Origin of the sequence: Caulobacter segnis, assembly GCF_029543125.1 — a bacterium.
GTDB lineage: Bacteria > Pseudomonadota > Alphaproteobacteria > Caulobacterales > Caulobacteraceae > Caulobacter > Caulobacter segnis_D.
This window is the reverse complement of the sequence record NZ_JARQWW010000002.1, coordinates 581,241-595,295: the sequence shown is the minus strand read 5'-3', so window position 1 is coordinate 595,295 and position 14,055 is coordinate 581,241. Positions and strand designations below refer to the sequence as shown.

At 70.7% G+C, this 14,055-nt stretch carries 12 protein-coding genes; 8 read left to right on the top strand and 4 right to left on the bottom strand.

The window, feature by feature from the left end; all coding sequences use genetic code 11:
- Position 1 precedes the first annotated feature (1 nt).
- From sdhA to sdhC, 3 genes are read right to left on the bottom strand one after another with little or no spacing between them, the layout of a single operon-like run.
- On the bottom strand, positions 2-1,789 hold the full coding sequence (gene sdhA, locus P7B02_RS07500; RefSeq protein WP_277785699.1) for a succinate dehydrogenase flavoprotein subunit: 1,788 nt from the start codon (positions 1,787-1,789) through the stop codon (positions 2-4).
- Complete coding sequence (gene sdhD / locus P7B02_RS07495) at positions 1,789-2,190, bottom strand: succinate dehydrogenase, hydrophobic membrane anchor protein (RefSeq protein WP_277785698.1); 402 nt, start codon at positions 2,188-2,190, stop codon at positions 1,789-1,791. Before sdhD ends, sdhA begins: the two co-directional genes overlap by 1 nt.
- A complete protein-coding gene (gene sdhC, locus P7B02_RS07490; RefSeq protein ID WP_277785697.1) occupies positions 2,187-2,597 on the bottom strand; it encodes a succinate dehydrogenase, cytochrome b556 subunit in 411 nt (136 codons plus the stop codon). Before sdhC ends, sdhD begins: the two co-directional genes overlap by 4 nt.
- 285 nt (positions 2,598-2,882) lie before the next feature.
- On the opposite strand from sdhC, the gene P7B02_RS07485 reads away from it, so the two are divergent.
- Both P7B02_RS07485 and map read left to right on the top strand, forming a co-directional pair.
- Positions 2,883-3,095 carry a ParD-like family protein gene (locus tag P7B02_RS07485; RefSeq protein WP_277785696.1) on the top strand — a complete coding sequence of 71 codons (213 nt, stop codon included), beginning with the start codon at positions 2,883-2,885 and terminating at the stop codon, positions 3,093-3,095.
- Entirely contained in the window at positions 3,092-3,859 is a 768-nt protein-coding gene (map, locus tag P7B02_RS07480) for a type I methionyl aminopeptidase (RefSeq protein ID WP_277785695.1), read from the top strand. Before P7B02_RS07485 ends, map begins: the two co-directional genes overlap by 4 nt.
- Here map and zapE read toward each other — a convergent pair.
- Positions 3,856-4,968 (bottom strand): cell division protein ZapE, encoded by a 1,113-nt coding sequence (zapE, locus tag P7B02_RS07475; RefSeq protein WP_277785694.1) that lies wholly within the window; start codon positions 4,966-4,968, stop codon positions 3,856-3,858. The genes map and zapE overlap by 4 nt on opposite strands.
- Positions 4,969-5,062: 94 nt before the next feature.
- Between zapE and P7B02_RS07470 the strand changes: the two genes are divergently transcribed.
- The 6 genes from P7B02_RS07470 to addA are packed head-to-tail and all read left to right on the top strand — an operon-like array spanning position 5,063 to position 14,039.
- On the top strand, positions 5,063-5,317 hold the full coding sequence (locus P7B02_RS07470) for a hypothetical protein (protein ID WP_277785693.1): 255 nt from the start codon (positions 5,063-5,065) through the stop codon (positions 5,315-5,317).
- Positions 5,318-5,362: 45 nt separating this feature from the next.
- Positions 5,363-5,815: a tRNA (adenosine(37)-N6)-threonylcarbamoyltransferase complex ATPase subunit type 1 TsaE gene (tsaE, locus tag P7B02_RS07465; RefSeq protein ID WP_277785692.1), complete on the top strand. Its 453-nt coding sequence runs from the start codon at positions 5,363-5,365 to the stop codon at positions 5,813-5,815.
- Entirely contained in the window at positions 5,781-6,896 is a 1,116-nt protein-coding gene (amgK, locus tag P7B02_RS07460; protein WP_431355794.1) for an N-acetylmuramate/N-acetylglucosamine kinase AmgK, read from the top strand. Before tsaE ends, amgK begins: the two co-directional genes overlap by 35 nt.
- Positions 6,893-7,597, top strand: a complete 705-nt coding sequence (murU, locus tag P7B02_RS07455; protein WP_277785690.1) for an N-acetylmuramate alpha-1-phosphate uridylyltransferase MurU — start codon at positions 6,893-6,895, stop codon at positions 7,595-7,597. The genes amgK and murU overlap by 4 nt, the downstream gene beginning before the upstream one ends.
- Entirely contained in the window at positions 7,594-10,599 is a 3,006-nt protein-coding gene (addB, locus tag P7B02_RS07450; protein WP_277785689.1) for a double-strand break repair protein AddB, read from the top strand. Before murU ends, addB begins: the two co-directional genes overlap by 4 nt.
- Complete coding sequence (gene addA / locus P7B02_RS07445; RefSeq protein WP_277785688.1) at positions 10,596-14,039, top strand: double-strand break repair helicase AddA; 3,444 nt, start codon at positions 10,596-10,598, stop codon at positions 14,037-14,039. The genes addB and addA overlap by 4 nt, the downstream gene beginning before the upstream one ends.
- Positions 14,040-14,055 lie beyond the last annotated feature (16 nt).

Below are 14,055 nucleotides of genomic sequence, written 5' to 3'. Positions count from 1 at the left end.
CTCAGTAAACCCGAGCCTTGGGCGGGATGTAGGCGATGTCCTCGGACATCGTGTAGTCGTGGACCGGGCGGTAATCGATCTTGACCTTGCCGGTCGCCTGATCGAGCCACGCCAAGGTGTGCTTCATCCACTTCTTGTCGTCGCGGTCCGGGCAGTCCTCGCGGGCGTGGGCGCCGCGGCTCTCGGTGCGGTTCAGGGCGCCGTTCACGGTGACCACGGCCTGGGCGACGAGGTTGTCGAACTCCAGGGTCTCCATCAGGTCGGTGTTCCAGACGAGACCGCGGTCGCTGACCTGGACATCGCCCTTCTTGGCGTAGACGGCCGCCAAGCGCTGCACGCCGCTCTCCAGGCTCTCGCCGGTGCGGAACACCGCGGCGTCTTCCTGCATGGCCTTTTGCATCTCCAGACGCAGGGCCGCCGTCGGGATGGAGCCCGAAGCGTTGCGGAAGGCGTCAAAGCGCGCCAGGTGGGCGGCGGTGTGCGCTTCCGTCAGCTCCGGCTGCTTGGCGCCGGGGGTCAGGATCTCGGCGCAGCGCAGGCCGGCCGCGCGGCCGAACACCACCAGGTCGATCAGCGAGTTGGAGCCCAGGCGGTTGGCGCCGTGGACGCTCACGCAGGCCGCTTCACCCACGGCCATCAGGCCGGGGATCACCTGATCCGGGTTCTTGCCGGACTTGGTGACGACTTCGCCGTGATAGTTCGTGGGGATGCCGCCCATGTTGTAGTGGACGGTCGGCAGGACCGGGATCGGCGCCTTGGTCACGTCGACGCCGGCGAAGACCTTGGCGGTCTCGGAAATGCCGGGCAGGCGTTCGGCCAGGATCTTCGGATCCAGGTGGTCCAGGTGCAGGAAGATGTGGTCCTTGTTCGGACCCACGCCGCGACCTTCGCGGATCTCGATGGTCATGGCGCGGCTGACCATGTCGCGCGGCGCAAGGTCCTTAACGGACGGGGCATAGCGCTCCATGAAGCGCTCGCCTTCGGAGTTGGTCAGGTAGCCGCCTTCGCCGCGGGCGCCTTCGGTGATCAGGCAGCCGGCGCCGTAGATGCCGGTGGGGTGGAACTGCACGAACTCCATGTCCTGCAGCGGCAGGCCGGCGCGCAGCACCATGGCGTTGCCGTCGCCGGTGCAGGTGTGGGCCGAGGTGGCCGAGAAGTAGGAGCGGCCATAGCCGCCGGTGGCCAGGATGACCATCTGCGCCTGGAAGCGGTGCAGGGTGCCGTCGTCCAGCTTCCACGCCGTCACGCCGCGGCAGACGCCGTCGTCCATGATCAGGTCGAGGGCGAAGTACTCGATGAAGAACTCGGTGTCGTGCGCCAGCGACTGCCCGTACATGGTGTGCAGCATGGCGTGGCCGGTCCGGTCCGCCGCCGCGCAGGTGCGCTGGATCGGGGCCTCGCCGTAGTTCTTGGTCATGCCGCCGAAGGCGCGCTGATAGATCTTGCCTTCCTCGGTGCGCGAGAACGGCACGCCCCAGTGCTCCAGCTCGTACACGGCGGCCGGGGCGTTGCGGGTCAGGTATTCGATGGCGTCCTGGTCGCCCAGCCAGTCCGACCCCTTCACGGTGTCGTACATGTGCCAGCGCCAGTCGTCCTGGCTCATGTTGCCGAGCGAGGCGGAGATGCCGCCCTGCGCCGCCACGGTGTGGCTGCGGGTCGGGAACACCTTGGTCACGCAGGCGGTGCGCAGGCCGGCTTGCGAGCAGCCCAGCGCGGCGCGCAGGCCGGAGCCGCCGGCCCCGACGACCACGACGTCGAACTTATGGTCGATGAACTTGTAGGCCGACATCAGATGGCTCCGGTGAGGGCGACCTTGACGATCGCGAACACACCCAGGGCGCCCGTGAGGACGCTGACGAACAGATTGAGAAGCAGCAGCGCCGACTTGGTGGCGAAGCGCTCGATGTAGTCCTCGATCACCACCTGCATGGCGTTCTTCAGGTGGATCAGGCCCACCACCAGCAGCAGGGACAGCAGGACGGCGTTCAGCGGCTGGGCGATCCAGGCCGCGGCGGCCTCGAAGTCGCTGCCCGCCAGGCGAAGGCCGGCGAACACGCCCCACAGGACCAGCGGAACCGAAGCCAGAGCCGAGACGCGCTCGACCATGAAGTGGCCGACCCCGTGCTTGGCCGAGCCCAGGCCCTGGGCGCGCGAGCGCGGGGTGCGGAAGTTGGAGGAAGACTTGCTCACGACAGGGCCCCCGTGAAGCCGGCGATCACCCAGACCACCACGGCCGCCACGACGCCGAAGGCGATGGCGATGACGCCGGTCATGTCGGCGGTCTTGGGCGTGAAGCCGTAGCCCAGGTCCCAGAAGGCCTGGCGGACGTTGTAGGCGAGGTTGAAGAACAGCATCACCGTAATGCCGAACAGGACCAGCTTGCCCAGGGGCGAGCCGACCACTTCGGTGTAGCAGGCGTAGTGATCCGGGCCCGAGGCCAGGGCGACCGCCCAGCCCGCCAGCAGGATCGCGCCCAGGTACAGCGCGAAGATGCTGCCGCGGTGCAAGATCGAGCAGGCCATGGTCACGTGCCAGCGCCACACCTGAAGGTGCGGCGACATCGGGCGCTCCGGAAGTCCCCCGTTGGGTGCGGTCATCAGACGTTCGGCCCCTGTTCGTCCTTGAATATGCTGCGCCGCTTTTAAGCCGCGATCAGGGGGTGTCAACGAAACCGCGACTGTTGAGAATCGATCTCAAACCCCTTGGCCCGCAAGCTGCGCCATCCTGCCGCAGCGCGTATCGGCGTTCTCGTAAACGAGGGGATAATTCCGCCGGGGATGAAGGTTGCGACCCCCTGAAGCACGCAGCCAGGCCTCGCTCTTGCCAGCAACCTACGCAATAAATATATAGCATATACGAAACGTATATTCAGGAGCCGCCCCATGGGCATCGTCAACATTGAGGACGAGGTTCACGAGCAACTTCGCCGGGCCAGCAAGGCGTCCTATCGGTCGATCAACGGCCAGGCGGCCTTCTGGATCAGGATCGGCATGCTGTGCGAGCTGAATCCCGGCCTCACCTTCCAGGAGCTGGTGGCGCGGGAGCTGAAGGCGGCGGGCGTCGACGCGCCTGATCTGGCGGACGCGGCCCCATGACCAAGACACCGGCCGAGGTGGAGCTGATGGCGCAGTCCGGCCGCCTGCTCGCCTCCGTTTTCGCGCACCTCGACGAACAGCCGCTCGCCGGCCTCACCACCATGCAGGTCAACGACCTGGTCGAGACCTTCATCGTCGAGGGGCTCCAGGCCCGGCCCGCCAGCAAGGGCCAGTACGACTACGGCTTCGTGCTGAACAGCTCGCGCAACGAGGTGGTCTGCCACGGGGTCCCGTCCGCGGACGAGGTTCTGCGCGACGGCGACATCGTCAATTTCGACATCACGTTGGAGAAAAATGGCTTCATCGCCGACTCCAGCAAGACCTATCTGATCGGCGACGTGGCCCCGGCCGCCCGACGGCTGGTCCGCACCACCTATGAAGCCATGTGGAAGGGCATCCGCGCCGTGCGCCCGGGCGCCAAGCTCGGCGACATCGGCCACGCCATCGAACGCCACGCCAGCAAGGCCGGCTATTCGGTGGTCCGCGACTACTGCGGGCACGGCATCGGCCGCGAAATGCACGAAGAGCCGCAGATCCTGCATTTCGGCCGCCCTGGGACCGGCCTGACCCTGCGCGAGGGCATGGTCTTCACCATCGAGCCCATGCTCAATCAGGGCCGCCGCACCGTGCGGACCGAGGATGACGGCTGGACCGTGGTCACCACCGACGGAAAGCTCTCCGCCCAGTTCGAGCATACGGTGGCGGTCACCCGCGACGGGGTCCGCGTTCTGACCCTGCGCCAGGAAGAGAAAGCGGCAGCCTAGTCCCGCGTCTTCTCCAGCCAGCCGGCCGACCGCATCTCCTGCAGGCGCGACACGGTGCGCTCGAACTCGAACGCCCCGTCGCCCTCGGGATAGAGGGTCTCCGGCTCGGCCTCGGCCAGGACGACGATCTTGGCGCCGGCCTCGTACAGGGCGTCCACCAGGGTGTTGAACCGCTTGGCCGCGTCGCGCTTCTCGGGCCGCAGCTTCGGCAGGTCTTCCAGAAACACCGTGTGGAAGCGCTCGGCCAGGGCCAGATAGTCCTGCGGCCCCAGCGGCTTGTCGCAAAGCTCGGTGAAGCTGGCCCGCAGCAGCCCGCCCGCCGCGCGGGGCAGGGCCAGCTTGCGGCCCATGACCTCCAGCGTCGCGCCGGCCTCGGCGTCGCCGTCCAGCATGTCCGCCCACAGGCCGTCGAACTCCCGGCGATGGTCCGCATTGATCGGCGCCAGCCAGATCCGCGCCGCCCGCAGACGGTCCAGTCGGAAGTCCTTCGGCCCGGCGACGGTGATCACGTCCATCCGCGCCTTCAGCATGTCGATGAAGGGGGTGAACAGCTGGCGGTTGATGCCGTTCTTGTACAGGTCGTCCGGCGGCCGGTTCGAGGTGGCGACCAGGGTCACACCATGATCGAACAGCCCCTCGAACAGCCGGCCCAGGATCATGGCGTCGGCGATGTCGGTGACCTGCAGTTCGTCGAAGCACAGCAGCCGGGCTTCGGAGGCGATTTTCTCCGCCGTCGGCGCGATGGGATCGTCGCCCTTGTGCTGGCCGAACCGCGCCTTGCGGGCGGCGGCGTCGCCCTTGCGCCAGGCGTCGATGTCGGCGTGGACCTCGGCCATGAAGGCGTGGAAGTGGATGCGCCGCTTGCGGGGCACGGGGGCGGTTTCGAAGAACAGGTCCATGATCATGGACTTGCCTCGGCCTACCGGCCCCCAGAGATAGACGCCCTTCTGGCTCTTGGGCTTGCGGCCGAAGAACTTGAAGCCGGGCTCGCCGGCGGCGTCCAGCGCCCCCTCCAGCCGGGCCAGGATCTCGATCCCGGCCGCCTGGGCCGCGTCGGCCGTGATCTGGCCCTGGGCGAGGCGGTCCTGATAAGCGGTGCGGATCGACATGGCCGTCTCGTTAGCGGCCAAGGGCTTCGCTGAAAAGCCGGAACGGCCCCCGACCCCGTCCGTTGCTCACCCGACCAGCAACAGGAGACGCCCCATGGCCGAAGACAAGACCCCCGAAACCTATGGCGAGGACGGCTCCTACGATCCCACCACGCCCCAGGCGAACCGCAGCATCCAGCAGGGCGCCGGCGTCGGCGCCAGAGACCTGCGCCTGCAGGCCGATCCCACCCGCGAGCCGGGCCTGCCCGACGACATCAAGCTGGAAGAAGAAGCGCCGAGCCTGAGCGACGCCGACCGCGACGAGGCCCAAGCCTCCGACGAACGGTCCGAAGTCGGCCGCCAACCCTAGGGCCCGGCTTCCACGGCGCCGCGCGGCCCCCTATGGTCGCCGGCGATGCCGTCGATCGAACGCACCTTGGCCGAGGAGGCCGACACCGCCCGGTTGGGCCGGACCGTGGCCCATGCCCTGCGCAAGGGCGAGGCGGTCTGCCTGTACGGCCCCCTGGGCGCCGGCAAGTCGACCCTGGCCCGGGCCCTGGTCCGCGCCTTGACCACCCCGGACGAGGACGTGCCGTCCCCGACCTTCACCCTGGTCCAGTTCTATGACGGGCCGGACTTTCCGGTGGCCCACTTCGACCTCTACCGCCTGGCCTCGCCGGACGAGGCCTACGAGATCGGGCTGGAGGAGGCGCTGGAGGACGGCGCGGCGGTGATCGAATGGCCGCAGCGGCTCGACGGGGCGCTCCCCGCCGACCGACTCGATATAGAGATCACGCCCGAAGGCGAGGGCCGCCGTGCGCGGCTGACCCGCCATGGCGCGTGGAGAGGGCGCGAGCTTGAGTTCTGATCGCAGCGCGGCCAAGGCCGCCTTCCTGGACGCCAACGGCTTCGGCGACGTCCGCCGCGAGGCCCTGAGCGGCGACGCCTCGACCCGCGCCTATGAGCGCCTGCACCGGCCGGACGGCTCGACCCTGATCTTCATGGATCAGCCGCCCAAGGCCGAGACTCCGGCCTGTCCGCCCGATGCGACGCCGGAACAGCGTATCGCCCTGGGCTTCAACGCCGCCTATCGCCTGGCCGCCGGCCGGGTGGACGCCTTCGTGGCCTGCGCCCGGCATCTGAAGTCGCTGGGCCTGTCGGCTCCCACCATCCTCGCCTTCGACGCGGCGCAGGGCCTGGCGGTGCTGGAGGATCTGGGCGACGGCCTGTTCGCCGCCGAGATCGCGGCGGGCGCCAACGAGGTTCAGCTGTACGACGCCGCCGTCGACGCCCTGCTGGTGCTGCACGCCGCCCCGACGCCGGACACCCTGGCCTATGGCGATGTGGACTGGCCGCTGCTGACCTATGACGACCTGGCTCTGAAGATGGCCCAGGACCTGCTGGTCGAATGGCTGCCGAAGCTGCGGACCGAGCTGTCCTTCGACGCCCGGGCCATCGCCGAGTGGGACGCGCTGTGGGCGCCGATCCGCCAGCGGGCCGAGGCGGGCGCCTCGGTCTTCTGCCATCGCGACTACCATGCCGAGAACCTGCTGTGGCTGCCGGCCCGCGAAGGCCCGGCCCGCGTGGGTCTCATCGACTTCCAGGACGCGGTGAAGGCCCACCCGGCCTGGGACTTCTCCATGCTGCTGCACGACGCCCGCCGCCAGGTGACGCCCGATCTGGAGGAGCGCTGCATCGCCCGCTACCTCGCCGCACGGCCGCAGATCGACGCCGCTCAGTTCCGCGCCGACTTCGCCGCCCTGGGCGCGCTCAACACCTGCCGCATCATCGGCATCTTCGCCCGCCTGGTGATCCGTGACGGCAAGCCCCGCTACGAGGCCTTCCTGCCGCGTCTGTGGGGCTATCTCGACCGCACCCTGGCCGAACCGTCCATGGGGCCGCTGAAGACGTGGCTCGACGCCAATGTCCCGCTGGAAGCGCGGCGATGAGCGGACCCAAGACCGCGATGGTGCTGGCTGCCGGCCTCGGCACCCGCATGCGGCCGCTCACCAACGACCGGCCCAAGGCTCTGGTCGAGGTCGGCGGCAAGGCCCTGATCGACCACATGCTCGATCGTCTGGTGGCCGCCGGGGTCGAGACCGCCGTGGTCAACGTCCACTATTTCGCCGACCTGATGGAGGCCCATCTGGCCAGGCGCACGGACCTGCGCATCGTCATATCGGACGAACGCCAGGAACTGCTGGAGACGGGCGGAGGCCTGAAGAAGGCCCGCGCCCTGCTCGGCGACGCCCCGGTCTTCGTGGCCAATATCGACTCCGTCTGGACGGAGGACGCCGCCGCCATCGACGCCTTGGCCGCCGCCTGGGATCCGGATCACATGGACGTCTGCCTGATGCTGACCGGCACGGGCGACGCCATCGGCTTCCACGACAGCGGCGACGTCTTCCGCGAGGCTGACGGCCGCCTGCGCTTCAAGCAGCCGGACGAGATCGCCCCCTACCTCTATGTGGGCGTCCACATCGCCAAGCCGGCGGTCGTGGCGGACGAGCCGGACGGCCCGTTCTCCCTCACCCCCCTCTGGCGGCGTCTGGCTGACAAGGGCCGCCTGCACGGCGTCGCGCCGTCCGCCCACTTCATGCATGTGGGCGATCCCGCCGCTCGGGAGGCGGCTGAGGCGCGCCTCCGGTGACGCGCATCTTCGACACCCCCGGGCCGCGCTGGTTCTCGATCCCGGCCCATCGCCCCTTCGTCGAGGACCTGGCCGCCGGCCTGCACGCCCGGCTGTCGCCCCTGGGGCCGGAAGCGCTCTCCCAGGCCGTCGTCCTCACCCCCACCCGCCGCGGGGCCCGCGCTCTGGCCGAGGCCTTCGTCTCAGTGGCCGGGGGCAAGGCCCTGCTGCTGCCGCAGATCCGCGCCCTGGGCGATCTCGATGAGGGCGAGCCGCCCTTCGAGCCGGGCGAGCTGGCCCTCGACCTGCCCCCCGCCGTCTCGTCCTGGCGTCGCCGGTTCGAGCTGGCCCGCATCGCCGCCGACCAAGCCCATCTGCTGGAGCGGGAGCTCGACGCTTCCGGCGCCCTGGAGATGGCCGACGCCCTGGCCGGCTTCCTGGACAGCGCCCAGATCGAGGAGATCGCCGGCCGGGGCCGCCTGGAGAGCCTGGTCGACGGCGACCTCGCCAAGCATTGGCAGGTCTCCGCCCGCTTCCTGACCGCCGCCCTCGACGCCTGGTCCGATCGCCTGCGGGCGCTCGACCTGATCGACGTGTCCGAACGCCGGGTCCGCTTGCTGCGCGCCCTCGGCGACTTGTGGAAGGCCCAGCCGCCCCAGGGCGTGATGATCGCCGCCGGCTCCACCGGCACGGCTCCCGCCACCGCCGACCTGCTCGGGGTGATCGCCGGCCTGCCTCAGGGCGCGGTGGTCCTGCCCGGTCTGGACGAAGGCCTGGCCGAGACGGCCTGGCTGCAGATCAATGCGGGCGAACAGCATCCTCAGGGCGCCATGAAGCGCCTGCTGGAGCGCCATCGCGTGGGCCGTGAAGCGGTCACGCCCTGGATCGTCGACGCGGACATGAAGGGCCGCTGGCGCCGCCGGCTGGTCAATGAGGCCCTGCGCCCGGCTGAGGCCACCGCCGACTGGTTGGCCCAGATCGCCCGCCTCCGCGCCGAGGCGCCGGAAGGCGTCGATCCCTTCGCCGAGGGCCTGAAGGGCCTGTCCGTGGCCGCCGCCCGCACGGAGGAGGAGGCCGCCCTGGTCTGCGCCCTGCTGCTGCGCGAGGCGCTGGAGACCCCGGGCGTGACCTGCGCCCTGGTCACCCCCGACCGTGAGCTGTCCCGGAGGGTCGGCGCGCGTCTCGCCCGCTGGGGCGTGGCGGCCGACGACTCCGCCGGCGCCGATCTGGCCGGTTATGCCGTGGCGGTGCTGGCCGACCATGTGGCCGCGCTCAGCGCCGATCCGCTCGACCCCGTCCGCCTGCTGGCGGTGGTCAAGCACCCGCTGGTCCGCCTCGGCCTGGAGGAGGTCGACCTCAACATCGCTCGCGGCCTTTTGGAGGCGCGCGGCCTGCGCGGCCCCCGTCCGCCGTCGCGGGAGCGGCTGTTCGCCAAGCTGGCCAAGCATCCCGAGGCCGCCGATCTGGCCCGCCGCCTGTTCGCCGCCCTCGACATCGCGGCTCAGCCCTTCGCCGCCGGCCCGGCCTCGCCGCCCGACGCGGCGGCGGCCCTGGCCCGGTCCATGGAGGCCCTGGCCGACGGGCCGGACGGCTATGGCGCCCTGTGGAACGGCGCGGGCGGGGAGGGCCTGGGCAGCCTGCTCGCCGCCCTGTCCGGGGAAGGCGACGGCCTGCCCGCCGCCACCGCCGCCGGCTTCCACGACCTGCTCGGCCGTCTGATCGGCGGCGAGAGCGTCCGCACCGGCGGCGCGACCCATCCGCGCCTGCGCATTCTCGGGGCCATCGAGGCCCGCCTGGTCCGGGCCGACCGCTTGATCCTGGCCGGGCTGGAGGAGGGCGTCTGGCCCAAGGCCCCGCCTACCGATCCCTTCCTGTCGCGGCCCATGCGCACGGCCCTGGGCCTGCCGCCGCCCGAACGCCGCGTCGGCCTGTCCGCCCACGACTTCGCCCAGGCGGCCAGCGCCCCGGAAGTCGTGCTAGTGCACAGTGAGCGGCGCGGCGGCGCGCCCGCCGTGGAATCCCGTTGGCTTTGGCGGCTGCGCACCCTGGCGCGGGGCGCCGGCGCGGCCTTGCCTGAACGCCATGATGTTCTGGAATGGGCGCGCGCCATCGACGCCCCCGCGACCTATGATCCGGTGAGACGCCCGGCCCCCCGGCCGCCGGTCGAGCATCGCCCGACCCAGATGCCTGTCACCCGCATCGAGGCCCTGACCCGCGATCCCTACGCCGTCTGGGCGCGGGCCATCCTGAACCTGAAGCGCCTGGACCGGCCGGACGAGCCGGTGGACGTGAGGGCGCGCGGCACCGCCATCCACCGCGCCTTCGAGCAACTGGCCCTGCGGCATCCTCATCCCGGCCCGCTGCCCGCCGATCTGGCCGACATCTTCCGTGACCTCTATCTCGACGCCCTGCGCGACGAGGGGATGCCAGACGCCGCCCTGGTGCGCGAGGCGGCTCTGGCGACCGAGGCCGCCGCCTGGGTGGCCGATCTGGAGGCCCGCCGTCGCGAACACTCGGCGCGCATCATCGTCGAGCAGTCCGGCGCCGTGACCTTCTCCAGCGCCCTGGGCGACTTCACCCTCACCGCCAAGACCGACCGCATCGAGGTCACGGCCGACGGCATGGGCCACATCCTCGACTACAAGACCGGCGCCGCGCCGACGGCCAAGATGGTCGAGGCCGGCTTCTCCCCTCAGCTCACCCTCACCGCCGCGATCCTGCTGCGCGGCGGATTCGAGGGCATCGGCAAGGTCGCACCCGGCGACCTGACCTATGTCCGCGTCACCGGCCGCAAGCCCGCGGGTCAGGAAGTGACCATCGCCGCCGCAGGGGGCGAAAGCCTCAAGGCCGCCGAACAGGCCTTCGAGGGCCTGCGCCGCCTGATCGACCGCTACGCCGATCCCGAGCAACCCTACCTGTCCCGCGTCGCCCCGCAGTTCGTGAAGGACCACGCCGGCGACTACGCCCACCTGGCCCGGGTGTTCGAATGGTCCACCGCCGGCGAGGACGGGGGCGACGAATGACGGGTTTCGATCCCCAGGCCGTCGCCGCCGATCCGGCCATCAACGCCTTCGTCACGGCCAACGCCGGTTCGGGCAAGACCAAGACCCTGATCGACCGGGTGGCGCGCCTGCTGCTGGCCGGAGCCGCGCCGGAGGCTATCCTCTGCGTGACCTTCACCAAGGCCGCCGCCGCCGAGATGCAGCGCCGCCTCTTCGAGACCCTCGGCGGCTGGTCGGTGTTGGACGACGCTCGCCTGGCCGAGGCCCTAGGCAAGCTGGAAGGCGCGGAGGCGCCGCGCGACCTGTCCAAGGCCCGCGCCCTGTTCGCCCGCGCCCTGGAGACGCCGGGCGGCCTGAAGATCCAGACCATCCACGCCTTCTGCGAAAAGCTGCTGCGCCGCTTCCCGCTGGAGGCCGGGGTCTCGCCGGGCTTCACGGTGATGGACGATGCGGCGGCCGCCGCCCTGGCCGAGGCCGCCCGCCGCCGCACGGCGCTGGAGGCGGAGAAGGGCGGCCTGCTGGGCGAGGCCTATGCCCGCTTCTCGGTGGCCCTCGATTTTCAGGCCTTCCAAAATATGTTCCGCACCTTCGAGGACCGGCGCGGGGCCATCGCCGCCTATGTGGACCGCTGCGGCGGCTTCCTGGAGACCCGGGCCGACATCTGGCGGGTCTGCACCAACAGCACCGAGGAGCGCGATCCGGAGACGATCGGCGCCGACTTCATGACCCGTCTCGACCGCGCTTTGTGGCGCGACATCGCCGAGGTGCTGGCCACGGGCGGGAAGACCGACATCAAGTGCGCCGAGCAGATGGCCGCCGTGGCCAACAATCCCGACGCCACGCTCGAAGACGCCCTCGTCCCGCTGTTCACCGAGAAGGGCGAGGGCACGCCCGCCACCTGGCCCATGAAGACCAGCGGGCTGAAGAGCCGCGAGGATCTGCGGGGACGTCTGCTCGATCAGCAGAACGCGCTCGAGGACGTCCGCGCCCTGCGCCGCGCTGCTCGGGTGGCGGCAGACACCGCCGACATCCTGCTGCTGGCCTGGACCTACACCAAGGCCTACGAGGCCGAGAAGCGGGCCCGCGGCGCCCTCGATTTCACCGACCTGATCGAGCACGTCCACCAGCTCCTCACCCGCAGGGCGGACGCGGCCTGGGTGCTGTTCAAGCTGGACGGCGGCGTCGACCACATCCTGGTGGACGAGGCCCAGGACACCGCCCCCGAACAGTGGGCCATTCTGCGCGAGCTGACGGGCGAGTTCTTCAGCGGGGCCGGCGCGCCGGGTTGGCGCACGGGGACGGACGAGCGGACCCTGTTCGTGGTGGGCGACGAGAAGCAGTCGATCTACTCGTTCCAGGGCGCTGATCCCGAACGCCTGCTGATCGAGACCCAGCGCTATATCGGCCTGATCGAGGCGGTGGGCCGCACGGCCAAGGGCGTGCCCCTCACCGTCTCCTACCGCTCCACCAAGCAGGTGCTGTCCTTCGTGGACGCCCTGTTCGAGGCGCCGGAGATGCGCGCCGGGGTGCCGCCCCCGGCCGGCGAGGATCGGGTCATCCACCGGCCCTTCCGCATCGAACACGCGGGCTGCGTCGATCTTTGGCCCCTTGAGCAGGAGATCAAGGAGGACGAGCGCGACGCCTGGGACGCGCCGTTGGACGTGGAGGGCGCCCAAAGCGCCAACCGCCGCCTGGCCCGCCGCATCGCCGCCGAAATCAAGGCCCTGCTGGCGCGAGGCGACGCGATCTTCGACAAGGAGACGCGGGAATGGCGCCCGGCCACGGCGGGCGACGTTCTGATCCTGGTCCGCCGCCGCAAGGCCCTGTTCGAGGATATCCTGCGGGAGCTGAAGCACGCCGGCCTGCCCGTGGCCGGCGCCGACCGCCTGGCTCTGTCGGCGCACATCGCCTTTGATGACCTGCTGGCCCTGGCCCGCTTCGCCCTCTATCCGCGCGACGAGCTGACCTTGGCGGCCCTGCTGAAGAGCCCGTTCTGCGGTTATTCGGACGACGACCTCTACGCCCTGGCTCACGGGCGCGGAGACACCAACCTGTGGGGCCTGGCCCGCGAGCGCGGCGACGCCGCCTCCGTCTTCCTGCGCTGGGCTCGGGGCGAGGCTGGCCGCCGGCCGTTCGAGTTCTTCTCCCGCGCCCTGAACTTCAGCGGCGAGGACGGCGTCTCCATGCGCTCGCGCATGCTGACCCGCCTGGGGGCCGAGGCCGCCGACGCCCTCGACGAATTCCTGGCCCAGGTCCTGGCCGCCGAGCAGCGCGGGGTGAACGACCTGGAGGCCCTGGTCGCCGACTTCGCCGCCCTCGACATCACGGTGAAGCGCGAGATGGAAGGCGCGCGCCAGGAAGTGCGGGTGATGACGGCCCACGGCTCCAAGGGACTGGAGGCGCCCATCGTCATCCTGCCGGAGATGGCTCTGAAGGACGCCTCGCGCGGCTCCCCCATGCTGAGCACCGCCGACGGCGGCTTCCTGTGGTGCGCTTCGTCCAGGAACGACTGCGAGGCTTCCGCCGCCGCCCGCGAGCGCCGCAAGGTCAAGGACCAGGAGGAGGGGCTACGCCTGCTCTATGTGGCCCTGACCCGCGCCCGTGACCGCCTGATCCTCTGCGGCCGCATCGACGCCCGCACCAAGCTGGAGAACGTGGCCGGCTGGTACGGCGCCGCCCAGGCCGCCTTCAGCCATCCGGATATCGCGCCGGACGTCCGCACGCTGGGCGAGGGCGATGGGAGCTTCCGCCGCTATGGCCCCGATCCCATGCGTCTGCCGCTGGCTGAAGCCGTGGCTGCAGCGCCCGTGGCCCTGCCCGCCTGGGCGCGTCAGGCGGCGACGCCCGAACGGCCGGACGTCCGCTATGCCGCCCCGTCCATGCTGGGCGAGGATGAGGCGGTGAAGGCGCCGTCGCCCCTGGCGCGCGTCGCCGGTCTCGGCCGCTACCGCCGCGGGACCATCGTTCACCGCCTGCTGCAGCTCCTGCCCGACGTGGCGCCAGCCGAGCGTCCCGCCGCCGCCCGCCGCCTCCTGAACGGCGAGCGCGACCTGACCGCGGAGCAGCGGGCCGAAATGGCCCGGGCCGCCCTGACGGTGCTGGACGACGTCCGCTTCGCCGAGGTGTTCGGTCCCGGCTCCCGCGCCGAGGTGGCCCTGGCCGGAGCCGCCAGCACCTTGCCGGGCGGCTTGGCGGTGTCCGGCCGTGTCGACCGTCTGGTGGTGCTCCCCGACCGCGTCCTGGTGGTGGACTTCAAGACCAACCGCCCCGCCCCGGAGCGGATCGAGGACGCCGAAGACGCCTATCTGGTGCAGATGGCTGTCTATACCGCCGTCCTGGCCGAGGTGTTCCCGGGCAGAACCATCGAGGGCGCGCTTGTATGGACCGATGGTCCCAAGCTGATGCCGGTTCCAGAAAAGGTGATGGCCGATGCGCTCGCCCGTCGCCTTCGCAACAGTTGATGCGGCGGAACCCCCG